The 21060-nt window shown below is 71.9% G+C and carries 21 protein-coding genes; 15 read left to right on the top strand and 6 right to left on the bottom strand.

The window, feature by feature from the left end:
• Positions 1-12 precede the first annotated feature (12 nt).
• Positions 13-777: an SAM-dependent methyltransferase gene (locus tag OG408_RS31525; RefSeq protein ID WP_326673249.1), complete on the top strand. Its 765-nt coding sequence runs from the start codon at positions 13-15 to the stop codon at positions 775-777.
• On the opposite strand, the gene OG408_RS31520 is transcribed toward OG408_RS31525, so the two are convergent.
• The 4 genes from OG408_RS31520 to OG408_RS31505 all read right to left on the bottom strand — a co-directional run bounded on the left by OG408_RS31520 (position 768) and on the right by OG408_RS31505 (position 5120).
• Positions 768-1226, bottom strand: coding sequence for a MaoC family dehydratase (locus OG408_RS31520; RefSeq protein ID WP_326673247.1), 459 nt, complete (start codon positions 1224-1226; stop codon positions 768-770). The genes OG408_RS31525 and OG408_RS31520 overlap by 10 nt on opposite strands.
• Positions 1227-1263: 37 nt before the next feature.
• The gene (locus OG408_RS31515) at positions 1264-2607 is read right to left on the bottom strand and encodes an MFS transporter (protein ID WP_326673245.1); all 1344 of its coding nucleotides are present in this window, start codon (positions 2605-2607) and stop codon (positions 1264-1266) included.
• A gap of 269 nt (positions 2608-2876) precedes the next feature.
• Positions 2877-4103 (bottom strand): acetyl-CoA C-acetyltransferase, encoded by a 1227-nt coding sequence (locus tag OG408_RS31510; protein ID WP_326673244.1) that lies wholly within the window; start codon positions 4101-4103, stop codon positions 2877-2879.
• A 114-nt stretch (positions 4104-4217) separates the two neighbouring features.
• On the bottom strand, positions 4218-5120 hold the full coding sequence (locus tag OG408_RS31505) for a LysR family transcriptional regulator (protein ID WP_266784285.1): 903 nt from the start codon (positions 5118-5120) through the stop codon (positions 4218-4220).
• Between the two features lie 192 nt (positions 5121-5312).
• Here OG408_RS31505 and OG408_RS31500 point away from each other — a divergent pair, with 192 nt between their 5' ends.
• The 4 genes from OG408_RS31500 (at position 5313) to OG408_RS31485 (ending at position 9182) form a co-directional block, all read left to right on the top strand.
• The gene (locus OG408_RS31500; protein ID WP_285566418.1) at positions 5313-6230 is read left to right on the top strand and encodes a CoA transferase subunit A; all 918 of its coding nucleotides are present in this window, start codon (positions 5313-5315) and stop codon (positions 6228-6230) included.
• A gap of 56 nt (positions 6231-6286) precedes the next feature.
• Positions 6287-7063 (top strand): CoA-transferase subunit beta, encoded by a 777-nt coding sequence (locus OG408_RS31495; RefSeq protein WP_266784283.1) that lies wholly within the window; start codon positions 6287-6289, stop codon positions 7061-7063.
• Positions 7064-7154: 91 nt separating this feature from the next.
• Positions 7155-8723 carry a 3-hydroxyacyl-CoA dehydrogenase gene (locus tag OG408_RS31490; RefSeq protein ID WP_326673239.1) on the top strand — a complete coding sequence of 523 codons (1569 nt, stop codon included), beginning with the start codon at positions 7155-7157 and terminating at the stop codon, positions 8721-8723.
• 66 nt (positions 8724-8789) lie between these two features.
• The gene (locus tag OG408_RS31485) at positions 8790-9182 is read left to right on the top strand and encodes a VOC family protein (RefSeq protein ID WP_285566377.1); all 393 of its coding nucleotides are present in this window, start codon (positions 8790-8792) and stop codon (positions 9180-9182) included.
• A gap of 8 nt (positions 9183-9190) precedes the next feature.
• On the opposite strand, the gene OG408_RS31480 is transcribed toward OG408_RS31485, so the two are convergent.
• Positions 9191-9892, bottom strand: a complete 702-nt coding sequence (locus tag OG408_RS31480; RefSeq protein WP_442806082.1) for a helix-turn-helix domain-containing protein — start codon at positions 9890-9892, stop codon at positions 9191-9193.
• A 55-nt stretch (positions 9893-9947) separates the two neighbouring features.
• Complete coding sequence (locus OG408_RS31475) at positions 9948-11051, bottom strand: YihY/virulence factor BrkB family protein (protein ID WP_266786528.1); 1104 nt, start codon at positions 11049-11051, stop codon at positions 9948-9950.
• A gap of 74 nt (positions 11052-11125) precedes the next feature.
• Here OG408_RS31475 and OG408_RS31470 point away from each other — a divergent pair, with 74 nt between their 5' ends.
• The 10 genes from OG408_RS31470 to OG408_RS31425 all read left to right on the top strand — a co-directional run bounded on the left by OG408_RS31470 (position 11126) and on the right by OG408_RS31425 (position 20818).
• A complete protein-coding gene (locus tag OG408_RS31470; RefSeq protein ID WP_326673237.1) occupies positions 11126-12763 on the top strand; it encodes an acyl-CoA dehydrogenase family protein in 1638 nt (545 codons plus the stop codon).
• 286 nt (positions 12764-13049) lie between these two features.
• Positions 13050-14306, top strand: a complete 1257-nt coding sequence (locus OG408_RS31465; RefSeq protein WP_326674624.1) for a helix-turn-helix domain-containing protein — start codon at positions 13050-13052, stop codon at positions 14304-14306.
• A 102-nt stretch (positions 14307-14408) separates the two neighbouring features.
• Positions 14409-15017: a GNAT family N-acetyltransferase gene (locus tag OG408_RS31460; RefSeq protein ID WP_266784275.1), complete on the top strand. Its 609-nt coding sequence runs from the start codon at positions 14409-14411 to the stop codon at positions 15015-15017.
• A gap of 170 nt (positions 15018-15187) precedes the next feature.
• The gene (locus OG408_RS31455; protein ID WP_309486338.1) at positions 15188-15271 is read left to right on the top strand and encodes a putative leader peptide; all 84 of its coding nucleotides are present in this window, start codon (positions 15188-15190) and stop codon (positions 15269-15271) included.
• Between the two features lie 114 nt (positions 15272-15385).
• A complete protein-coding gene (locus OG408_RS31450; protein ID WP_266784273.1) occupies positions 15386-17083 on the top strand; it encodes a nitrite/sulfite reductase in 1698 nt (565 codons plus the stop codon).
• Positions 17080-17259 carry a hypothetical protein gene (locus OG408_RS31445; RefSeq protein WP_266784271.1) on the top strand — a complete coding sequence of 60 codons (180 nt, stop codon included), beginning with the start codon at positions 17080-17082 and terminating at the stop codon, positions 17257-17259. Before OG408_RS31450 ends, OG408_RS31445 begins: the two co-directional genes overlap by 4 nt.
• Complete coding sequence (locus OG408_RS31440; RefSeq protein ID WP_266784269.1) at positions 17256-17972, top strand: phosphoadenylyl-sulfate reductase; 717 nt, start codon at positions 17256-17258, stop codon at positions 17970-17972. Before OG408_RS31445 ends, OG408_RS31440 begins: the two co-directional genes overlap by 4 nt.
• Positions 17972-18541 carry an adenylyl-sulfate kinase gene (gene cysC, locus OG408_RS31435; RefSeq protein ID WP_266784267.1) on the top strand — a complete coding sequence of 190 codons (570 nt, stop codon included), beginning with the start codon at positions 17972-17974 and terminating at the stop codon, positions 18539-18541. The genes OG408_RS31440 and cysC overlap by 1 nt, the downstream gene beginning before the upstream one ends.
• Positions 18538-19473, top strand: a complete 936-nt coding sequence (cysD, locus tag OG408_RS31430; RefSeq protein WP_266784265.1) for a sulfate adenylyltransferase subunit CysD — start codon at positions 18538-18540, stop codon at positions 19471-19473. Before cysC ends, cysD begins: the two co-directional genes overlap by 4 nt.
• 1 nt (position 19474) lies before the next feature.
• Positions 19475-20818 carry a sulfate adenylyltransferase subunit 1 gene (locus tag OG408_RS31425; RefSeq protein ID WP_266784263.1) on the top strand — a complete coding sequence of 448 codons (1344 nt, stop codon included), beginning with the start codon at positions 19475-19477 and terminating at the stop codon, positions 20816-20818.
• The last annotated feature ends 242 nt before the right edge of the window (positions 20819-21060 follow it).

Raw genomic sequence — 21060 nt, 5'->3', positions numbered from 1 at the left:
TAGCTTCCCGGCGTGGACCTTCCCCGAAACTTCACCGTCCGCGAGAGCGGCCACCGTGTGCACAACCCGTTCACCGAGGAGGATCTGGCCACCCTGGGCCGGGCGCTGCGCCTGGCTCCGGGGTCCCGGATCCTCGATCTGGCCTGCGGCAGCGGTGAGCTGCTCTGCACCTGGGCGCGCGATCACGGCACGACCGGGACCGGCGTCGACATCAGCACCGTCTTCCTCGCGGCCGCCCGGGAGCGGGCGGCGGAGCTGGGGGTGGCGGACCGGGTCGGCTTCGTGCACGGCGACGCGTCCGGTCATGTCGCCGGCGCACCCGTCGACGTCGCCGCGTGCGTCGGCGCCACCTGGATCGGCGGCGGTGTGGCGGGCACGGTCGAGCTGCTGGAGCGCTCCGTGCGGCCCGGCGGCCTGCTGCTGGTCGGTGAGCCGTACTGGCGCCGCGAGCCGCCGGACCTCACGGCCGTCGAGGCCTGTCACGCGACCGCGCGGGACGACTACTTCGCCCTGCCCGAACTGCTCGAACACTTCGGGGGGCTGGGCTGGGACGTGGTCGAGATGGTGCTCGCCGACCAGCGGGGCTGGGACCGGTACGTCGCCGCGCAGTGGCTGAACATCCGGCGCTGGCTGGACGCGAACCCCGGCGACGAACTGGCCGGCGAGCTGCGGGCGGAGCTGACCGAAGGGCCGGCACGGCACGTGCGCTACCAGCGCGAGTACCTGGGCTGGGGTGTGTTCGCCCTGATGCGGCGCCGACCCCCGGGTCACGGGTAGAAGTGGGTCAGCGACTCGGCCACGCAGGCGGGCTTCGGCGACCCCTCCAGCTCGAAGGTGAAGGACCGGTCCATCCGCACCCCGCCGTGGGCGACCCCGGTGACTCCGGTGACGGAGGCGTGCAGCCGGACCCGGCTGCCGACGGGGACGGGCGCCGGGTAGCGGACCCGGTTGACGCCGTAGTTGAGGGCCCGGCCCACGCCGCGCACCTGGAGCAGCTCACCGAACATCGGGATGCCCCAGCTCAGCACCATGTAGCCGTGCGCGATGGTGCGTCCGTACGGGCCGGCGGCGGCGCGCTCCACGTCGGTGTGGATCCACTGGCGGTCCCCGGAGACGGCGGCGTACGCGTCGATGAGTTCCTGGGTGATCTCCTTCCAGTCGGAGTGCCCCAGGTCGCGCCCGTTCAGCGCGAGGATCTCCGGGATGCCGTGCACGGTCAGCGGCATGGGGGCCGGCCCTTCTGTCGTGGTGTGCGGGAACGTGTCAGGCGGTGACGGGGGCGGTACGGGGTGCGGCGACCGGTCCGGCCGCCTGCTCGTCGTGGTCGGGCCGGCGGAGCAGGAGCAGCATGCAGCCCAGGGTCAGGACGACCTGGAAGATCGCGTAGGCGATGACAGCGGTGATGGAGCCGGTCCGGTTCAGCAGGAACTGGCCGATGATCGGGGTCGTACCGCCCAGGAGCGTGCCGCAGAGCTGGTAGCACAGCGAGATGCCGGTGTAGCGCAGGTGGGCCGGGAAGCGGCTGGCGAGCATGCCGGCGAGGGCCGCGTAGTAGAGGCAGTGCGGGATGGTCGCGACGGCGACGCCGACCATCGCGAGGCCGTAGTTCTCGGTGCGGATCAGCAGGAACATCGCCGGCATCAGGATCAGTTCCGGCAGCAGCATCACGGTGACCGCGCGGGACCAGCTCTTCATCCTGGTGGCGATGAGGGCCCCGAAGGGCTGGACGACGATCTGGGTGATGTTGGCGACCAGAATGATCGTCAGGAACGAACTGCGGTCGAAACTCAGCGCGGACGTGGCCCAGGACAGGGCGAACGTCGACTTGAAGTAGGTGGCCGACAGGCCGATGGTGCAGGCGCCGATGCCGAGGACGATGAGCATCGGCTGGGTGCGCAGGACCTCGGTCAGCGGGAGCTTGACGACCTTCTTCTTGCTGATCAGGGCGGCCATGGCCGGGGACTCGGCGACCTTGAGCCGGACGATGAGGCCGACGATGACGAGGGCGGCCGAGAAGAGGAACGGCAGCCGCCAGCCCCAGGAGACGAACGCGGCGTCGGGCAGCTGGCTGATGGCGAGGAAGCTCAGGGTGGACAGGGTGTTGCCGACGGGCGAGCCCTGCTGGGCGAACGCCCCGTACAGCACCGACTTGCCCTTGGGGGCGTGCTCGGAGGCGATCAGGACCGATCCGCCCCACTCGCCGCCGAGGCCGATGCCCTGCACCATGCGGATCGCGACCAGCAGGATCGGGGCGGCGATTCCGATGGAGGCGTAGCTCGGCAGCAGACCGATCGCCGTGGTGGAGACGCCCATCATCAGCAGCGTGATGACGAGCGTCTTCTTGCGGCCGAGGCGGTCGCCGTAGTGACCGAAGATGATGCCGCCGATGGGGCGGGCGAGGAAGCCGACCCAGAACGTCGCGAACGCGACCAGGGTGCCCACGGGGCCTTCGAGTTCCGGGAAGAACACCTTGTCGAAGACGAGCGCGGCCGCGGTGCCGTAGATGTAGAAGTCGAACCACTCGATCGTCGAGCCGATGAAGGCTCCGAATCCGGCCCGGTTGGCGGCTTTGGTGCGCTCTCGTGCGGTGGCGGTGGACGCACTCATGGTGGCTCCCGTGAACGTCGTTGATCAGGCGGATGGCAGGAACTGCGAGGGGCGTCGCCCGGGACGCCCGGCACGCCGCGTGGGGAAGGGGGACGGCGGCGGTGCTGATGGCGTTACGGTGCCAGCCGGAACCTTGAACGGTCCAATACCGAATTACTGGTGCAGTGAGAGGCTCTGCGTCTCAATGGGCGAGGATGCGGCCGGATACGCCCATGGCGGCGCCGCCCTGTGGCGGCGCCGCTGGACTTCCGGGCGAATGTGGGCCGGGCTCAGGGAGCGATGCGCTCGAAGACGGCGGCGAGGCCCTGACCGCCGCCGATGCACATGGTCTCCAGGCCGTAGCGGGCCTCGCGGCGGTGCAGTTCCCTGGTGAGGGTGGCGAGGATACGGGCGCCGGTGGCGCCGACCGGGTGGCCGAGGGAGACGCCGGAGCCGTTCACGTTGATCCGCTCCTCGTGGTCCTTCTCGCCGAGACCCAGTTCGCGGGTGCAGGCCAGCACCTGGGCGGCGAAGGCCTCGTTGAGCTCGATCAGGTCGAGGTCGGAGAGCGTCAGCCCGGCGCGGGCGAGCGCGGCACGGGTGGCGGGGACGGGGCCGATGCCCATGGTGGCGGCGGGCACGCCGGCGCGGGCGAAGGAGACGAGGCGGACCAGCGGGGTGAGACCGAGGCGCTCGGCGGTGGCGGCGCTGGTCACCAGGCAGGCGGCGGCCGCGTCGTTCTGGCCGCTGGCGTTGCCCGCGGTGACCGTGGCGTCCGGATCGGACTTGCCCATGACCGGGCGGAGCGCGGCGAGTTGTTCGGCGGTGGTGTCGGGACGGGGGTGCTCGTCCGCGGTGACCACCGTCTCGCCCTTGCGGGTGCGCACGGTGACGGGGACGGTCTCGGCCTCGTACCGCCCCTCGGCGACGGCCCGGCCGGCGCGCTGCTGCGAGCGCAGGGCCAGGGCGTCCTGGTCGGCGCGGCTGATGCCGTACTCGCGGCGGAGGTTCTCGGCGGTCTCGATCATGCCGCCGGGGACCGGGTGGTTGACGCCGCCGGCGGTGACGCGGCCCCGGGCGAGCGCGTCGTGGAGCTGGAGGCCCGGGCCCTTGATGCCCCAGCGGCCCTCGTGCGTGTAGTAGGGGGCGGCGCTCATCACGTCGACACCGCCGGCGATCACGACCTCGCTGAACCCGGCCCTGATCTGCATCGCCGCGTCGAGGACGGCCTGGAGTCCGGAGCCGCAGCGACGGTCGATCTGGGCACCGGTGACGGACTGCGGGAGCCCGGCGTCCAGCGCGGCGACCCGGCCGATGGCGGGGGCGTCGGAGGAGGGGTAGGCCTGCCCGAGGATCACCTCGTCCACCCGGTCCGGCTCGATTCCCGTGCGGGCGACGATCTCGGCGATGACGCGGGCGGCGAGGGAGGCCGGCGTCTGCCCGGCGAGCGCTCCGCCGAAGCGGCCGATGGGGGTGCGCAGCGGTTCGCAGATCACGACATCGTTCTGGTCGGGCACGGCGGGGCCTTTCCGGGAGAGGGCAGAAGGGGACAAGGGTGTGGGTCGACCCTCGCACCCGCCGACTGAGTCGGTCCAATATCCAGTTCTCCCTGATTCAAGACGTGGTGCGTCTCAATCCCTCGGACGGGGCGTCGGCAGCGCGTCCTCCGCCACGGCGAGGACCGCGCGCAGGGCGGCCGAGGGGTTGTCGGCGCGCCAGGCGAGCGCCGCCTGCCGTCTGATCGGCGGTCCGGCGAGGGGCCGGTAGACGAGGCCGTTCTGCTGGATGTGCTGGACGGAGGTGACGGTCAGCGTCACCCCGACACCCGCGGCGACCAGCGCCAGGATGGTGTACGAGTCGGGCGCCTCCTGCACCACCCGCGGATTGAACCCGGCCGCCTCGCAGGCGCCGACCATCGCGTCCCGCACGGTGGAGCCGGTGTTCGCGGGAAAGGAGACGAACGGCTCCCCCGCCAGCACCTCGATCGGGACGCTCTCCCGGGTGGCGAGCGGATGGTCGGAGGGCAGCGCGCACACCAGCTCCTCCTCGTCGATCACCCGGTGGCTCACGCCCGGCTGCGTCACGGGCAGCCGGACGAACCCGAGGTCCATCGAACCGTCCGCGACCCGGGCGAGCGCGACGTTCGCGTAGGTCTGGCCCGTCATGACGAGCTCGATCGCGGGGTGGGCGGCGCGCACCGCCCGGGTGAGCAGGGGCAGTGTCTCGTGGCTGGAGGCACCCGCGAAGCCGATGCTGACCCGCCCGTACTCACCGCGGCCGGCCGCCTTCGCGGCGCGCACGGCGGTGTCCAGGTCGTCGAGCACGGTCCTGACCGGCTGGAGGAACGACTCCCCCGCACTGGTCATCCGCACCGAGCGGGTGTTGCGTTCGAAGAGCTGGACTCCCAGCTCCTTCTCCAGCTGGCGGATCTGCTGGCTCAGCGGCGGCTGGGCCATCTGCAGCCGCTTGGCGGCCCGGCCGAAGTGCAGCTCCTCGGCCACGGCGACGAACGCGGACAGATGACGCAGCTCCACGCCCGTCCCCTCTCTCTCAACGGCACTTCAACGGCACCGTCACAGCATTGATTAATCAGACGTCTCGATCCGACCTTAATTTGGTATTGGACAGCAATCAATGGCCGCTGGCACGGTGGGGCGACGCGCACGCACACGCAGAGGAGCACCGTGGCCACGACGGACCGGAACGACAACCGGAAAGACAAGACGATGTCGATGAAGGCGGCGATCGCCGCCTTCGTCCACGACGGCGCCACCGTCTGCCTCGAGGGCTTCACCCATCTCATCCCGACCGCCGCCGGCCACGAGATCATCCGCCAGGGCCGCCGCGACCTCACGGTCGTCCGCATGACCGCGGACATCGTCGTGGACCAGATGATCGCCGCGGGCTGTGTGACGCGGCTGGTGTCCTCCTTCGTCGGCAACTCATCGGCCGGTTCGCTCGGGGAGCTCCGCCGCCGGGTGGAGAACGCCGACCCCGCGCCCCTGGCCTTCGAGGAGTACAGCCACTACGGGATGATCTGCCGCTATCTCGCCGGTTCGCAGCGGCTGCCCTTCTACCCGCTGCGCTCCTACGGCGGAAGCGATCTGCCGTCCGTCAACAGCGACCTGCGCAAGGTCACTTCGCCGTATCCGGGCCCGGACGGCGAACCGGAGCAGATCTACGTCGTACCGCCCGTCAATCCGGACGTGACGATCATCCACGCGCAGCGTGCCGACCGCAGCGGCAACACCCAGATGTGGGGGCTGACCGGCGTCCAGGCCGAGGCGGTGTACGCGGCCGAGAAGGCGGTCGTCGTCGTGGAGGAGATCGTCGACGACGAGGTGGTCCGCTCCGACCCCAACCGCACGCTCGTCCCCGCCCACGCGGTCGACGCGGTCGTCTGCTGCCCCCGCGGGGCGCATCCGTCCTTCGCCCAGGGGTACTACGACCGGGACAACGCCTTCTACCGGGCCTGGTCGCACATCAGCAAGGATCCTCAGCGGCTCCAGGACTGGCTGGACGAGTGGGTGCGGGGGACGGCGGACCACGCGGAGTACGTCGACAGGCTCGGCGAGGAGTTCTGGGCGGGGCTCGCCGTCGGCGAGGCGCTCAGCGAGCCGGTGAACTACGGGCGGCGGCTGTGAGCTCCGCCCCGCTCCGCACGGCCGATCCGCACACGGGACACGAGAAGGAACGGTTCATGACCCTCACCGCACCGGGCACGATCACCTCGTCCGAACTGCTCTCCGTCGTCGCCTCCCGCGAACTCGCCGCACGCCGGACCGTGTTCGCCGGGATCGGGCTGCCGACGCTCGCCACCGAACTGGCCCATCTGACGGTCGCCCCCGACATCGAGGTGGTCTACGAGTCCGGGGTCTGCGGTGCCCATCCCTCGCAGCTGCCCGAGACCATCGCCGACGCGGTCCTGATCACGGGTGCGGAGGCGGTGATCCCGATGCCGATGCTCTTCGGCTGTGTGCTCCAGGGCGGTCACATCGACGTCGGCTTCCTCGGCGCCGCGCAGATCGACCGCTGGGGCAACCTCAACACCTCGGTCATCGGTGACTGGGACAGTCCGGCGGTGCGGCTGCCCGGTTCGGGCGGCGGCGTCGAGGTGATGGCCAACTCCCGCGAGGTCTTCGTGGTGATGCGCCGGCACAACCCGCGCTCCTTCACCGCCGAGCTCGACTTCTGCACCACCCCGGGCCCCGACCGTGCGCTCGCCGAGGGAATCCGCCCGCTGGGCGCCGGAGTCACCAGGGTCATCACCGAACTCGGCATCATGGCCCGCGCGGGCGTCGGCGAGGAGCTGCGGCTGGTCGCCGTCCAGCCCGGCGTCACCGTCGATCAGGTGCGGGCCGCCACCGGCTGGGACCTGCGGGTCGCCGGCACGGTCGACGAGGTGCCGCCGCCGACGGAGGACGAACTGCGGCTGCTGCGCGAGGATGTCGACCCGGACCGCGTGTACCTCCGCTGACCCGCACGATCCGTACGGACCACAGGGTCCGCCGGGTCCGCGGGGTCCGCCGGACCCGTCCGTCCACCACCTCGAAAGGGCCGTAACTGCCATGCGTATCAGGATCGTCGGAGCCGGAGCCATGGGCCGCGGAATCGCCCAGTGGGCGGCCGCCGCCGGACACACCGTCGAGCTCGGCGACGTACGGACGGAAGCGGTGACGGAGGCGGCCGGCTTCGTACGCTCCATGCTGGAGCGGGCCGTGCAGAAGGGCCGGATGTCCGCCGGCGACGCGGCCGCCGCCGGGGACCGGCTGATCGCGCTGGACGACCCGTGGGCCGAGGGCCCGGACGTGGAGCTGGTCGTCGAGGCCGTGCGCGAGGACCTCGGCACCAAGACGGAGGTCTTCGGCCGGCTGGAGGCCGCGCTGCCCGCCACCGCCGTCTTCGCGACCAACACCTCCTCGCTGTCGGTGACCCGGATCGCCGCCGGGCTGAAGGACCCGACGCGCCTGGCCGGGCTGCACTTCTTCAACCCGGTCCCGCTGATGCGGATCGTCGAGGTGGTGCCCGGCGCGGCCACCCGCCCGGAGATCCCGCCGCTGCTGACCGCGCTCGTGGAGAGCTGCGGGCACCGCGCGGTCACGGTCGCCGACACCCCCGGCTTCCTCGTCAACCACGCCGGGCGCGGACTGGTGACGGAGGCGCTCGCCCTGCTGGAGGAGACGGTCGGCGACCCGGCGGACATCGACCGGATCGCCCGGGACGTACTGGGCCTGCGCATGGGCCCGTTCGAGCTGATGGACCTCACCGGGCTCGATGTGACCGCCGCGGTCATCGACTCGATCTGGACGGGCTTCCGCCACGAGGAGCGGCTCCGCCCCTCCTACCTGACACCGAACCGGGTGGCCGCCGGGCTGCACGGGCGCAAGACGGGACGCGGCTGGTTCGGGTACGGCCCCGAGGCGGCAGGCCCCGCGCCGGAGGCCCCGGTCACCGGCGACCCGGACCGGCCGGTGCACGTCCTCGCCGCGACCCCGGCCGGGAACGACGACGCCGCCGCGCTGCGGGAGGCGCTGACGGCGGCGGGCGCCACGGTCGAGGCCGGGGCGCGGCCGTCGGCCGGGGCTCTGGTGCTGGTTCCGGTCTGGGGCACCACGGTCGCCTCTGCGGTCGCCGCTCACGGGCTGCCCGCCGGGCGCACCTTCGGGGTGGACCCGCTGCCGGCGGCCGGGCGCCGCCGGGTGCTGGCCGTGACCCCGGCCGCGGAGCCGTCGGCGGCGCGGGACGCCCGCGCCGTGCTGGCCAGGGCGGCGGACGGCGGTGAGCCGTTCGCGGTGTCGGTGGTGCGCGACACCGCGGGCTCGGTCGCCCAGCGGCTGCTCGCGTCGATCGTGTCGGTCTCGGCGTCGATCGCGGAACACGGACTGGCGGCCCCGGCCGACATCGACCTGGCGGTCACGACCGGGCTCGGCTATCCGGTCGGCCCACTGGCCTGGGGCGACCGGATCGGTGCGGCCCGGATGCTGGAGCTGCAGCGGGCGCTGCACGCCACGACGGGCGACCCGCGCCACCGCCCGACCCGCTGGGTCACCGAGCGCGCCGCGCTCGGCCTGGCCCTGACGGACCCGGGCACGTCGCCGGGGGACTGTCTGGACGGTGACGGGGACGGCGCGGTGTGAGCGGCGCCGGGTGACACGACCGATTCGTTCAAGACCGGCGGCCCGCCCCCGGCCTACGGTCGTGACATGACTCCACGCATGGACGCAATCTCGATCACGACGGCGGATCTGCCCGCCTCGCTCGCCTTCTACCGGCGGCTCGGCCTCGACATCCCCGAGGGTGCGGAGTCCGCCCCCCATGTGGAGGTGGCGCTCCCCGGCGGGCAGCGCCTGCTCTGGGACACCGAGGCCGTCGTCCGCTCCTTCGACCCGGAGTGGACCCCGGCGAACGGCGGGGAGCGGCTCGGGCTGGCCTTCCTCTGCGACGGCCCGGCGGAGGTCGACGCCGTCTACGACGAGCTGACCGGCGCCGGGTACCGGGGCCATCTGAAGCCGTGGGACGCGGTGTGGGGGCAGCGGTACGCCGTGGTCGTCGACCCGGACGGCTGCGCGGTCTCGCTGTTCGCACCGGCCGGCTGAGGCCGCTCTCAGGGGGCGGCGAAGTACGCGGTCAGGGTGGTGCCCGCCAGGTCCCGCATCTCGCGCGCGAGATGTGCCTGGTCGGCGCAGCCCGCCGCGAGCGCCGCCTCGGCGTACGGCATCCCTGACCGTACGAGCGCCAGCGCCCGCTGGAGCCGCAGCACCCGGGCGAGCGTCTTGGGGCCGTAGCCGAAGGCGGCCAGCGAGCGGCGGTGCAGCTGGCGTGCGCCGAGGCCGACCGTGTGCGCGGTCCGCTCGACGGAGCGGCCGCTGTCCAGCTGGGCGGCGACGGCCCGCATCGCCTGGTCGGGCGGTTCCACGTCCGCGGCCCGGCGCGCGGCGATGTCCTCCAGCGCCGCGCCAGGGTCGGCGGACCCGGCGACGCGTTCGGTGAGCTCCCGGACCAGCGGAGCCGGCCACAGATCGGCCAGGGCGACCCGGCGGTCCCGCAGCTCGTGCGCCGGTACGCCCAGCAGGGCGGGCGCCGTGCCGGGGGCGAAGCGGATGCCCGTGTACGTGCCGCCGCCGCCCGGTCCGGACGGGGGTTCCGCGTGGGTGTCCGGGCCCGCGACGAGCAGCCTGCCGCCGATCCAGAGCAGATCCATGCAGCCGTCGGGCAGCACCGGGTGGACCGACCCCGGGTCCACGGTCAGGGACCAGACCTTCGCACCGTCGATCCGTGAGGTGCGTTCCTCGTACCTGTCGCCCATGACACCAGTCTCGCCGAGGGCCGAAGGCGCTGCCGTCCTCACCCGGCGGCCGTCCTCACTCGGGGGGCGGCTGCGTCCTGTCCGTCTCCTTCTCGCGGCTCGGCTGGAGCCGGGACTTCACGTCGTCGGGCGGCAGGAAGCGCGACCAACGCTCCGGGAACTCGGACGGCATGTAGGGGCTGTCCCCCTCGTCCATGTCGTCGTCCGGACCGTCGTACCGGCCCTCCGCCTGGGTGCGGGCCACGAACTCGGCCGCCTGGACCGCGCGCACCCGGTCGGTGGCCGCCCGCGCCGCGGCCGTCGCCACCGAGGGCCACACCCGGTCGATGGCGGCGTTGACCGCGGCGCCCACCAGCACCGCGAACGCGGAGATGCCGATCCACAGCAGCACCGCGATGGGGGCGGCCAGTGATCCGTAGATCGTGGGCCCCTCGACCGTACTGGTGAGGTAGATCCGCAGCAGGAAACTGCCGAGCACCCATATCGCGATCGCCATCAGCGCGCCCGGCATGTCCTCGATCCAGGGCGAGCGGACGGGGACGGACACGTGGTAGAGCGTCGTCAGGAAGGCGATCGACAGCACGATCACCAGCGGCCAGTACAGAACGCTTATGACCTCGGTGCCCCACGGGATGAACTCCACCACCCGGTCGGGGCCGACGACCAGCAGCGGCAGCACGACCGCACCCAGCAGCAGCGCCACCACGTACAGGAGGAACGCGAGCATCCTGGTCTTCACGATGCCGCGGTGGCCGTCGAGCCCGTACATCACGGTGATCGTGTCGATGAAGACGTTCACCGCGCGCGAGCCGGACCAGAGGGCGATCGCGAAACCGATGGAGATGACGTCGGGCCGGGCCCCGGTGGTCACGTCCGCCAGGAGCGGTTTGGCGAAGTCGTTGACGCCCCGCTCGGAGAGCACCGTCTGCGCGGCGCTGAGGATGTTGCGCTCGATGGAGGCGACCGTGGTGGTGCTGGTCCACTCGTCGACGTACCCGAGCAGGCCGATCAGTCCGAGCAGGAGCGGCGGCAGGGACAGCAGGGTGAAGAACGCCGCCTCGGCGGCGAGTCCCAGAATGCGGTACTCCATGCACGAGTTGACGGTGTCCTTCAGCAACTGCCAGGCCAGCTGCCGCTTGGACACGTTGCGGTAGAGCACTCGGGCCCGGTGGAGCCGGCCCGGTGGCCGCTCGGGTGTTTCATTTGCTGCCTGCACGTCCTTACCGTATCGGCATGGCAGCCAGCACCCACACCGTGTCCAACCAGGCCCCTCCGCTCCTCGGCTACGACGTGTTCGCAGCGGACGCGGTGCTCACCGAAGCCGTGGCGAGACACCTCCCGGCGGACCTCCTCGACGAGGCGCGGGACGGGCTCGGCGAGCTCGGCCGGTCCGCCGGTTCCGCCCAGGCCGCCCAGTGGGCGGCGCAGGCCGACGGGAATCCGCCGAAGCTGCGCAGCCACGACCGCTACGGGAACCGCGTCGACGAGGTGGAGTTCCATCCGGCCTGGCACCGGCTGCTCGGCCACGGGGTCACCGCGGGGCTGACCGACGCCTGGGACCGGCCGGGCGGCCATGTGCGCCGGGCCGCCGGCTTCCTGGTGTGGACACAGGCCGAGGCGGGCCACGGCTGCCCGCTCTCGATGACCCACGCGGCGGTGCCCGCGCTGCGCACCGATCCGGCCGTGGCCGCCGAGTGGGAGCCGCTGCTGACCTCGCACGCGTACGAGGAGGGGCTGCGGCCGGTCGCGGAGAAGGCCGGGGCCCTTCTCGGGATGGGCATGACGGAGAAGCAGGGCGGATCGGACCTGCGGGCCGGCACGACACGGGCCGAACCGCTGGCCGCCGAGGGCGAGTACCTGCTCACCGGGCACAAGTGGTTCTGCTCGGCGCCGATGTCCGACGGGTTCCTGGTGCTGGCGCAGGCCCCCGGCGGGCTGACGTGCTTCCTGCTGCCCCGGGTGCTGCCGGACGGCACGCGCAACGTGTTCGCGATCCAGCGGCTCAAGGACAAGCTGGGCAACCGGTCCAACGCCTCGGCCGAGGTCGAGTTCGACGGTACGTGGGTGCGGCGCATCGGTGAGGAGGGGCGCGGGGTGCGCACCGTCATCGGCATGGTGGCGGCGACCCGGCTGGACTGCGTGACGGGCTCGGCGGCGCTGATGCGGCAGGCGGTGGCCCAGGCGGTCCACCACGCCACGTACCGCAGCGCGTTCGGCGGGGTGCTGGCCGACAAGCCGCTGATGCGCAACGTGCTGGCCGATCTGGCGCTGGAGTCGGAGGCGGCGACGGTGCTGGCGATGCGGCTCGCGGCGGCGTACGACGCCGGGACCGAGAACGAGGCGGCGTTCCTGCGCATCGCGGTGCCCACGGCGAAGTACTGGGTGACGAAGCGGTGCACGCCGCTGGTGGGCGAGGCGCTCGAATGCCTGGGCGGCAACGGCTACGTGGAGGAGTCGGGCATGCCGCGGCTGCTGCGCGAGGCGCCGCTCAACTCGATCTGGGAGGGCTCGGGGAACGTCCAGGCGCTCGACGTGCTGCGGGCGCTGCAGCGCGAGCCGCTCGCGCTCAACGCGTTCCTCCAGGAGGTGGGCCGGGCGCGCGGCGCCGACCACCGGCTCGACCGGGCGATCAGGGACCTGCTCACCGAGCTCGCCGATCTGGAGGGGATCGAGGCACGGGCCCGCCGGCTCGTGGAGCGGATGGCGCTGGTGCTCCAGGGTTCGCTGCTGGTGCGCTGGGCACCGCCGGAGGTGGCCGACGCGTTCTGCGCGTCACGGCTGGGCGGGGACTGGGGTTCGGCCTTCGGGACGCTGCCGCACACCCTGGACCTGGCATCGGTCGTGGCACGGGCCCGGCCCGTGGAGCGCTGACCGGCAGCGGCGGGGGAAACAGCAACAGGGGGTGGTGCTGCGCCGACACGGCACCACCCCCCATGCTGTACACACCGGACTTCGGGGCCGAAACCCCGCCGTGCGGTGTAGCGCCACTCTTGTACGGTCGGGGGGCTGTCGCCAGAGTTGCAGAGGGTTGCAACCATTGTGTGGAGTTGCGGTGCCGCGGCTTCGGCGGCGGCAGGATGGGTCCGGTGACCCTTGGCACGGGCCCGGCACTGGCATCTAGGGGGAATCCGGCGTGGAGACAAGTCCTGTCGATGTGATGCGGCTGTCGGACCAGGGGTCCGAGCGGGCCGCGCACCGCCTCCACCGGGCCCGGGAGGCGAGGATGGCCGGCGACCGGATGCCGGTCAGGCCGCGGGCCGAGATCGGGGCCTCGTGGGACCGGGTGCTGCGCCGCGGCATCGATCCCGAGCAGTCCACCGAGAGCGTCCTGCTGGAGCTGGAGGAGATCGAGCACCGGCGCCGGAGTTCCACGCTGGGCGAGATCATGCCGCTGCTCAGCGACGGTCTGGTGAGCATCGCGGACGCCTCGCAGCAGATCATGGTCGTCACCGATGTGGACGGCCGGGTGCTGTGGCGCCAGGGCAACACGGGCGTGCTGCGCAGGGCCGACGACATCTGTCTGTCCGAGGGCGCCGCCTGGTCGGAGGAGATCACCGGCACCAACGCGATCGGTACGGCGCTCGCCTCCCGCGCCGCGGTGCAGGTCCACTCCGCGGAGCACTTCGTGCGCAGCCTCCACGGCTGGACGTGCGCGGCGGCCCCGGTGCGCGATCCGCGGGACGGCCGGCTGATGGGGATCGTCGACATCAGCGGTCCGGCGAACACGTTCCATCCGACGACGCTCGCCCTGGTCGGGTCGGTGGCCCGGCTGGCGGAGAGCGAGATCCGCAACCGGCATCTGCAGTCCATCGACCGGCTGCGCTCGGTGGCGGCGCCGATGCTGTGCAGGCTGGGCGGCCGCACGCTGGCCGTGGACGGCAACGGCTGGCTGGCCGCCGTCACCGGGATGCCGCCGGTGGACCGGCTGCCGCTGCCGAAGTCCGTGCAGCCGGGCCGGATCTGGCTGCCCTCGCTCGGGATGTGCCGGGTGGAGCCGCTGCCGGGCGGCTGGCTGGTGCAGGTGGCCGACGGTGCGCTGGACAGCCCGCCGCGCCGGGTGGTGCTCGATCTGAGCCTGCCGCGCGGCCTCGCGGTGAACGTGGTCAGCCCGGTGGGCACGTGGACGCAGCGCCTCTCGCCCCGCCACGCCGAGCTGTTGTACGCGCTGGCCCTGCACCGCGAGGGGCGTACGGCGTCCGAGCTGGCGGAGGACCTGTTCGGCGACCCGACCAGGACGGTGACGGTCCGGGCCGAGATCTCGCGGCTGCGGCGCCATCTCGCCGAGGTGCTGGCGCACCGCCCGTACCGCTTCGGCGACGGCGTCGAGGTGGAGGTCATCCGGCCCGAGCACCCGGGAGATCTGCTGCCGCGGTCGAAGGCCCCGGTGGTGGTGGCGGCGCGCAACGCCTCCTGAGCGGTGTGCAGCGCCTCCCCCGCGGTGTTCCCGCAGGTCCTGGGCGTCGGCTCGGCGGTCCCGGGTTGGGCCGGGGCAGCGGGGCATGGTTTTCTGGCAGCCATGAGCAACCCCGAGCGCCCCGCCGACCCGACCGCCGCCGAGGTGACCGTCTGGTCCCTGGAGCAGACCTCCCCCGACGAGCTGCGCCCCTCGGCCGTACCGGACCGGGACGTGCGGATCGTCCGGTCGGAGGTGCCGCTGCCCGAGTTCAGCCGGTTCCTCTATACGGCCGTCGGCGGCGACATCCAGTGGACGGACCGGCTGCCGATGACGTACGCGCAGTGGCAGGAGGCGCTGGACCGGCCGGGTGCGGAGACCTGGGTGGCGTACGCGAACGGGACGCCGGCCGGCTACATCGAGCTGGACCCGCAGGACGACGGCGTCGTCGAGATCATGTACTTCGGCCTCATCCCGGCCTTCCGGGGACAGCGGATCGGCGGACATCTCCTCTCCCACGGGACGGCCCGCGCCTGGGACCTGGCGGAGCGGTGGCCGGAACGGCCCGAGACGAAGCGGGTGTGGGTGCACACCTGCTCCAAGGACGGGCCGCACGCCATGGACAACTATCTGCGCCGCGGCTTCCGGCTCTTCGACACCCGCACGGAGCTGGAGTCCGAGGTCGCCACCCCGGGTCCGTGGCCCGGATCAGGACGCACGCTCCTTCCGTAGGCATCCGGGACATCCCGCACTGGAAATGCACGTGGTTGTCCGGTTTTCCGGGGAACCCGGCACCCGTCGACGACGTGACGGGTGCCACATCGTCTCATCTGTCGGGACAGTCTCGTCCACATCATGGATAGTGGTGGACTGCCCCGAGATCCGCGTGACACGCTTCCGTCATGTCTGGAACTGGAATTGCCTTGGTGAGTCGACGCCACGTCGACCTCGGCCGCATGTCCAGCGCCATCTGTCCGGCGAGCTGAGAGTTCCAGCACCGCCGCGATCCCCCTTTCTCTGCAAATCCTGCGCACCGCCGCGCCTCGACGCGAGTGTGCAGTTCAGAGCCGCCCTCCTGCAGTCCCGAAGGACGTACTGTCATGGCCGCTACCCCGGAACAGCCTGCGCCCGCCACGCCCCGCCGCAAGGCAGGACGCCACCGTGGCGAAGGTCAGTGGGCCCTGGGGCACTACACCCCACTCAACGGCAATGAGCAGTTCAAGAAGGACGACGACAGTCTCAACGTGCGGACGCGCATTGAGACGATCTACTCCAAGCGCGGCTTCGACTCGATCGACCCCAACGACCTTCGCGGACGCATGCGCTGGTGGGGGCTGTACACCCAGCGCAAGCCCGGCATCGACGGCGGCAAGACCGCCGTGCTGGAGCCGGAGGAGCTGGACGACCGCTACTTCATGCTGCGGGTCCGGATCGACGGCGGCCGGCTGACCGCCGCGCAGCTGCGGGCGATCGGTGAGGTCTCCCGGGACTACGCGCGGGGCACCGCCGACGTCACCGACCGGCAGAACATCCAGCTGCACTGGATCCGCATCGAGGACGTCCCGGCCATCTGGCAGAAGCTGGAGGCCGTCGGCCTGTCCACAACGGAGGCCTGCGGCGACTGCCCCCGAGTGATCATCGGCTCCCCGGTGGCGGGGATCGCCGCCGACGAGATCATCGACGGGACCCCGGCGGTCGACGAGATCCACGACCGTTACATCGGCAGCAAGGAGTTCTCCAACCTGCCGCGCAAGTTCAAGACCGCGATCTCCGGCTCGCCCGTGCAGGACGTGGTCCACGAGATCAACGACATCGCCTTCGTCGGCGTCGTCCACCCCGAACACGGCCCCGGCTTCGACCTCTGGGTCGGCGGCGGCCTCTCGACCAACCCGCGGCTCGCCGAACGCCTCGGTGCCTGGGTCCCGTTGCACGAGGTCTCCGATGTCTGGGCCGGCGTGGTCGGGATCTTCCGGGACTACGGCTACCGGCGGCTGCGCACCCGTGCCCGGCTGAAGTTCCTGATGGCCGACTGGGGCCCCGCCAAGTTCCGTCAGGTGCTGGAGGACGAGTACCTCAAGCGCCCGCTGCTCGACGGCCCCGCACCCGAGCAGCCCAGCAGCCGCTGGCGCGATCACGTGGGCGTCCACGAGCAGCAGGACGGCCGCCTCTACGTCGGCTTCGCGCCCCGCGTCGGCCGGGTCGACGGCCCTACCCTGACCAAGATCGCCGATCTGGCCGCCGCGCACGGATCGGACCGGCTGCGCACCACCGTCGAGCAGAAGATGCTGATCCTCGACGTGGAGCCGGACCAGGTCGACTCCCTGGTGGCCGGCCTCGAGGAGCTCGGCTTCCAGGTGAAGCCGTCCCCGTTCCGCCGCGGCACGATGGCCTGCACCGGCATCGAGTACTGCAAGCTGGCGATCGTCGAGACCAAGGCGCGCGGCGCCTCGCTCATCGACGAACTGGAGCGCCGCATGCCGGAGTTCGACGAGCCGCTCACCATCAACATCAACGGCTGCCCCAACGCCTGCGCCCGTATCCAGACCGCCGACATCGGCCTCAAGGGCCAGCTCATGCTGGACGGCGAGGGCAACCAGGTGGAGGGCTACCAGGTGCACCTGGGCGGCGCGCTCGGCCTGGAGGCCGGCTTCGGCCGCAAGGTCCGTGGCCTGAAGGTCACTTCGGCCGAACTGCCCGACTACGTCGAGCGGGTCCTCGGGAACTTCCAGAAGGAGCGCGAGGGCGACGAGCGCTTCGCGACCTGGGCGGCCCGGGCCAGTGCGGAGTCGCTGTCATGAGCGAGCGCGCGGCACCGTTCCACTGCCCCTACTGCGGCGACGAGGACCTGCGCCCGCACGAGACGGGGCACGGGGCCTGGGAATGCGCCTCCTGCAACCGGGCGTTCCAGCTGAAGTTCCTGGGTCTGCTGACCCGGGGACTGCAGCGCAACGACGTTGAAGGGGACGGGATATGACGGACACCCTGCAGACCGGAGAACTCACCGCCGCGGAACTCCGGGAGCTGGCCGAGCGCGCGGGCCGTGAGCTGGAGGACGCCTCCGCGCTGGAGATCCTCCAGTGGGCCACCCGCACCTTCGGCCCGCGGTTCTGCGTGACGTCGTCGATGGAGGACGCCGTCGTCGCCCACCTCGCCTCCCGGGCGCTGCCCGGCGTGGACGTGGTCTTCCTCGACACCGGCTACCACTTCCCCGAGACGATCGGGACCCGTGACGCGGTGGAGGCGGTGATGGACGTCAACGTCATCACGCTGACCCCGCGCCGGACCGTGGCCGAACAGGACGCCGAGCACGGCCCGAAGCTGCACGACCGCGACCCGGACCTGTGCTGCAAGCTGCGCAAGGTCACTCCCCTCCAGGAGGGACTGACCTCGTACACCGCCTGGGCCACCGGGCTGCGCCGCGACGAGTCCCCCACCCGGGCGAACACCCCGGTGGTCGGCTGGGACGAGAAGCGGCAGAAGGTCAAGATCTCGCCGATCGCCCGCTGGACCCAGGACGACGTCGACGCGTACGTCGCGGAGCACGGGGTGCTCACCAACCCGCTGCTGATGGACGGTTACGCCTCCGTGGGCTGCGCCCCCTGCACCCGGCGGGTGCTGGAGGGCGAGGACGCGCGGGCCGGACGCTGGGCCGGGCGCGGCAAGACCGAATGCGGGCTGCACGACTGATGACGACTGATCAGGAGACTTCGATGAGCGTGACGGAGACGGGAGCCACCGTCTGGCTGACCGGTCTGCCGAGCGCGGGCAAGACCACCATCGCGTACGAACTCGCCGGGCGGCTGCGCGGCGAGGGCCACCGGGTGGAGGTGCTGGACGGCGACGAGATCCGGGAGTTCCTCTCCGCGGGCCTCGGCTTCTCGCGCGAGGACCGGCACACCAACGTCCAGCGGATCGGCTTCGTCGCCGAACTGCTGGCGGCCAACGGCGTGAAGGTGCTGGTCCCGGTCATCGCCCCGTACGCGGACAGCCGCGACGCGGTCCGCAAGCGCCACCAGGCCGAGGGCACCGCCTATCTGGAGGTGCATGTCGCCACTCCGGTCGAGGTGTGCTCGGTACGCGATGTGAAGGGGCTCTACGCCAGGCAGGCGGCGGGCGAGATCAGCGGGCTGACCGGGGTGGACGACCCCTACGAGGCCCCCGAGTCGCCCGATCTGCGGATCGAGTCGCACCGGCAGACCGTGCAGGAGTCCGCGGCGGAGCTGTACGCGCTGCTGAGCGAGAGGGGTGCAGCGTGACGACCGTCGCGACTGTGTCGGAAGGCACCGCCAATCCGTACGCACTCAGCCACCTGGACTCCCTGGAGTCCGAGGCGGTGCACATCTTCCGTGAGGTGGCGGGGGAGTTCGAGCGGCCGGTGATCCTTTTCTCCGGCGGCAAGGACTCGATCCTGATGCTGCACCTGGCGCTCAAGGCGTTCGCGCCCGCGCCGGTGCCGTTCACGCTGCTGCACGTGGACACCGGGCACAACTTCCCCGAGGTCCTGGAGTACCGCGACCGCACGGTCGCCGAGCACGGGCTGCGCCTCCACGTCGCCTCCGTGCAGGAGTACATCGACGCCGGGAAGCTCCGCGAGCGCCCCGACGGCACCCGCAACCCGCTGCAGACCGTGCCGCTGACCGAGGCGATCCAGCAGCACCGCTTCGACGCGGTGTTCGGCGGCGGGCGGCGCGACGAGGAGAAGGCGCGCGCCAAGGAGCGGGTCTTCTCGCTGCGCGACGAGTTCTCCCAGTGGGACCCGCGCCGCCAGCGCCCCGAGCTGTGGCAGCTGTACAACGGCCGGCACGCCGCAGGTGAGCACGTCCGGGTCTTCCCGATCTCCAACTGGACCGAGCTCGACGTGTGGCAGTACATCGAGCGCGAGGGCATCGAGCTCCCGGAGATCTACTTCGCCCATGAGCGCGAGGTCTTCAACCGCTCGGGCATGTGGCTGACCGCGGGTGACTGGGGCGGCCCCAAGGAGCACGAGCGGGTCGAGACCCGCCAGGTGCGCTACCGCACGGTCGGCGACATGTCCTGCACCGGCGCCGTCGACTCCGACGCCACCACGCTGGACGCCGTGATCACCGAGATCGCCGCCTCCCGGCTCACCGAGCGGGGCGCGACCCGCGCCGACGACAAGATGTCCGAGGCCGCGATGGAAGACCGCAAGCGCGAGGGGTACTTCTAACATGACCACACCGACCCAGCTGGCCGACCAGCTGTCGACCACCACCCTGCTGCGCTTCGCCACCGCGGGCTCCGTCGACGACGGCAAGTCCACCCTCGTGGGCCGGCTGCTCCACGACTCCAAGTCGGTCCTCACCGACCAGCTGGAGGCCGTCGAGCACGCGTCGCGCAACCGCGGCCAGGAGGCGCCGGACCTGGCGCTGCTGACCGACGGGCTGCGCGCCGAGCGCGAGCAGGGCATCACCATCGATGTCGCCTACCGCTACTTCGCCACCACCCGGCGCCGGTTCATCCTGGCCGACACCCCGGGCCATGTGCAGTACACCCGCAACATGGTGACGGGCGCCTCCACGGCCGAGCTGGCCGTGGTCCTGGTCGACGCGCGCAACGGTGTCGTCGAGCAGACCCGCCGGCACGCCGCCGTCGCCGCCCTGCTGCGCGTGCCGCACGTGGTGCTGGCCGTGAACAAGATGGACCTGGTCGAGTACGCGGAGCCGGTGTTCGCCGCCATAGCCGAGGAGTTCACCGCGTACGCGGCCTCCCTGGGCGTCCCGGAGATCACCGCGATCCCGATCTCCGCGCTGGCAGGCGACAACGTCGTGGAACCCTCCGCGAACATGGACTGGTACGGCGGCCCGACCGTCCTGGAGCACCTGGAGACGGTCCCGGTCAGCCACGACCTCACCGCCTGCCACGCCCGCTTCCCCGTGCAGTACGTGATCCGGCCGCAGACCGCCGAGCACCCCGACTACCGCGGCTACGCGGGCCAGATCGCCGCCGGTGTGTTCCGGGTCGGCGAGCCCGTCACCGTCCTTCCCTCGGGCCGCACGACGACGATCGCCGGGATCGACCTGCTCGGCGACAGCGTGGACATCGCCTGGGCCCCGCAGTCGGTGACCGTCCGGCTCGCCGACGACGTCGACGTCTCGCGCGGCGACCTGATCGCGCCCTCCGACGACGCGCCCGCGGTCACCCAGGACGTCGAGGCGACCGTCTGCCACGTCGCCGACCGGCCGCTCACCGTGGGCCAGCGGGTGCTGATCAAGCACACCACCCGTACCGTCAAGGCGATCGTCAAGGACATCCCGTCCCGGCTGACGCTGGACGACCTGTCGCAGCACCCGGCCCCCGGGCAGCTCGTCGCCAACGACATCGGCCGGGTCGTGGTCCGGACCGCCGAGCCGCTCGCGCTCGACGCGTACGCCGACTCGCGCCGCACCGGTTCCTTCCTGCTGATCGACCCGGCGGACGGCACCACCCTCTCGGCCGGCATGGCGGGCGCCTCGTTCGCCGCCGTGACGCAGGCCGAGGTTCCGGCGGACGACGACGCCGAGTGGGACTTCTGATGAGCATCGACATCTTCTCGACCTTCGCGAAGGAGGGCGGCCGCGTCGGCAGCGGCGCCCTCGGCAGCGGCCAGGGCGGGGTCGGGCGATGTGCGTGATGACGTACGCGCACTGCCTGCGCGCCCGGCAGCACCAACCGCACCGCCTGCACCGCCAGTTCAGACGAAGACCTGCCGACCTCCCGGCCGCGCCCCCGGATCACCGAGGGACGTGACAACCGGGCCTCCGAGAGGAAGACCTCC

Origin of the sequence: Streptomyces sp. NBC_01257 (genome assembly GCF_035917255.1) — a bacterium.
Taxonomy (GTDB): domain Bacteria; phylum Actinomycetota; class Actinomycetes; order Streptomycetales; family Streptomycetaceae; genus Streptomyces.
The sequence above is the reverse complement of the archived record's forward strand: the minus strand, read 5'-3'. Positions and strand labels throughout refer to the sequence as shown.

Excerpts from the sequence above, each read along its gene's own strand:
- OG408_RS31455 (WP_309486338.1), top strand. The coding sequence starts at position 15,188 with ATGTCTGGAACTGGAATTGCCTTGGTGAGTCGACGCCACGTCGACCTC.
- cysC (WP_266784267.1), top strand. The coding sequence starts at position 17,972 with ATGACGACTGATCAGGAGACTTCGATGAGCGTGACGGAGACGGGAGCC.
- OG408_RS31445 (WP_266784271.1), top strand. The coding sequence starts at position 17,080 with ATGAGCGAGCGCGCGGCACCGTTCCACTGCCCCTACTGCGGCGACGAG.
- OG408_RS31480 (WP_442806082.1), bottom strand. The coding sequence starts at position 9,892 with ATGGGCGACAGGTACGAGGAACGCACCTCACGGATCGACGGTGCGAAG.
- OG408_RS31450 (WP_266784273.1), top strand. The coding sequence starts at position 15,386 with ATGGCCGCTACCCCGGAACAGCCTGCGCCCGCCACGCCCCGCCGCAAG.
- OG408_RS31425 (WP_266784263.1), top strand. The coding sequence starts at position 19,475 with ATGACCACACCGACCCAGCTGGCCGACCAGCTGTCGACCACCACCCTG.
- OG408_RS31460 (WP_266784275.1), top strand. The coding sequence starts at position 14,409 with ATGAGCAACCCCGAGCGCCCCGCCGACCCGACCGCCGCCGAGGTGACC.
- OG408_RS31485 (WP_285566377.1), top strand. The coding sequence starts at position 8,790 with ATGACTCCACGCATGGACGCAATCTCGATCACGACGGCGGATCTGCCC.
- OG408_RS31465 (WP_326674624.1), top strand. The coding sequence starts at position 13,050 with ATGCGGCTGTCGGACCAGGGGTCCGAGCGGGCCGCGCACCGCCTCCAC.
- OG408_RS31470 (WP_326673237.1), top strand. The coding sequence starts at position 11,126 with ATGGCAGCCAGCACCCACACCGTGTCCAACCAGGCCCCTCCGCTCCTC.
- OG408_RS31495 (WP_266784283.1), top strand. The coding sequence starts at position 6,287 with ATGACCCTCACCGCACCGGGCACGATCACCTCGTCCGAACTGCTCTCC.
- OG408_RS31440 (WP_266784269.1), top strand. The coding sequence starts at position 17,256 with ATGACGGACACCCTGCAGACCGGAGAACTCACCGCCGCGGAACTCCGG.
- OG408_RS31490 (WP_326673239.1), top strand. The coding sequence starts at position 7,155 with ATGCGTATCAGGATCGTCGGAGCCGGAGCCATGGGCCGCGGAATCGCC.
- OG408_RS31500 (WP_285566418.1), top strand. The coding sequence starts at position 5,313 with ATGTCGATGAAGGCGGCGATCGCCGCCTTCGTCCACGACGGCGCCACC.
- OG408_RS31520 (WP_326673247.1), bottom strand. The coding sequence starts at position 1,226 with ATGCCGCTGACCGTGCACGGCATCCCGGAGATCCTCGCGCTGAACGGG.
- OG408_RS31515 (WP_326673245.1), bottom strand. The coding sequence starts at position 2,607 with ATGAGTGCGTCCACCGCCACCGCACGAGAGCGCACCAAAGCCGCCAAC.